Here is a 1353-nt window from a genome sequence, read left to right as displayed (position 1 = left end):
CTGATCCCTCCCGGGATTTCCGGAGGGCTCCTCTCAAGGGAGGATGAAACCTATGGCAGCAGGATCGAAGCGGTACTCGGCTGAGTTGAAGCGAGACGCCGTGGACATGGTGGCCCAGTTGGTGGCCCACGGGTCGGCGGAGTGGCCGGCGATGCGCAAGACCGCAGATCTGTTGGGGGTGACCTCGGCGGAGACTGTCCGTCAGTGGGTTCGTAAGGCCCCGGCCGCTGATGCGGAAGGCGCCTCGAGGGCCGACAACGAGGAGATCCGCAGGCTCAAACAGGAGGTCGCCGAACTCAAACGGGCCAACGGCATCCTGAAAGCGGCGTCGGTTTTCTTCGCGGCCGAAATCGACCGGCCACACCGGTAATTGTGGACTTCATCCGCACCCACCAGGGACATCGGGTGGGTGCGGATGGTCTTATCTGGGGTGTCGATTCGATGTGCGCCGTGCTCTCTGAGCACGGCTGGCGCATCGCCCCGTCCACATACTACGACCACATCAACCGCGGGCCGAGCGCCCGTATGCTCGCTGACGCGCAGGTCATCGATGCGATCTTCATGCTCCGCAAGAACAAACCCCTGACCCGCGTTCTGGGCTCACGAAAGACATGGATAATGCTGCGCAGCAACGGATTAGATGTCGCCCGTTGCACGGTTGAACGGGTCATGCGGGAGATGGGATGGCACGGCGCGATCAAGAAGAAACGGGTGCGCACGACCATCCCTGACGCGGCGGCCAAGCGGCCGACGGATCTGGTCGACCGGCAGTTTTATGCCGCGGCACCCAACCGCCTGTGGGTGGCCGATTTCACCTACTGCCGCACCGAATCCGGTTGGGCGTACACAGCCTTCGTGACTGACGTGTTCGCCCGCAAGATCGTCGGCTGGAAGGTGGCCACGGAGATGACGGTGAACTTGGTGACCGATGCGATCAACAATGCGATCGACAACAGAAAACGTTGCGGGGTAGTCGATTTGAGCAAACTCGTCCATCATAGCGACGCCGGATCGCAGTATACTGCCATCGTGTTCGGGCAGCGATTGGCCGAGGAAGGGATCGCGGCCTCTATCGGCACCGTCGGGGACAGTTTCGACAATGCCCTGGCCGAATCGGTGAACTCGGACTACAAGAACGAACTGGTCGACAACCAGCCCCTGTTCCATGGAGCCACTGAGTTGTCGCTGGGCACCGCCGAATGGGTGGCGTTCTACAACCGAGAACGACCACACAGCTACTGCCACGACCTCACCCCCGACCGGGCAGAGCAACTCCACTACGATCGCATGCGCACCCTCAATCCGGAGGAAGCGCTCACACCATGAGCTCTCCGGAAACGCCGGGAGGGATCA

1 protein-coding gene is annotated in these 1353 nt (G+C 61.8%); it reads left to right on the top strand.

The features are described from left to right. Nucleotides 1–52: 52 nt before the first annotated feature. Nucleotides 53–1326, top strand: a protein-coding gene (locus NVV99_RS26220; protein WP_156354424.1) for an IS3 family transposase whose coding sequence is annotated in 2 segments (ribosomal slippage) — nt 53–332 and nt 332–1326 — 1275 coding nt in all. Because the reading frame shifts where the segments join, the coding sequence is not laid out codon by codon here. The last annotated feature ends 27 nt before the right edge of the window (nt 1327–1353 follow it).

The organism is Rhodococcus sp. PAE-6, assembly GCF_025290685.1.
GTDB classification, from domain to species: Bacteria; Actinomycetota; Actinomycetes; order Mycobacteriales; family Mycobacteriaceae; genus Rhodococcus; species Rhodococcus pyridinivorans.
The sequence above is the reverse complement of the archived record's forward strand: the minus strand, read 5'-3'. Positions and strand labels throughout refer to the sequence as shown.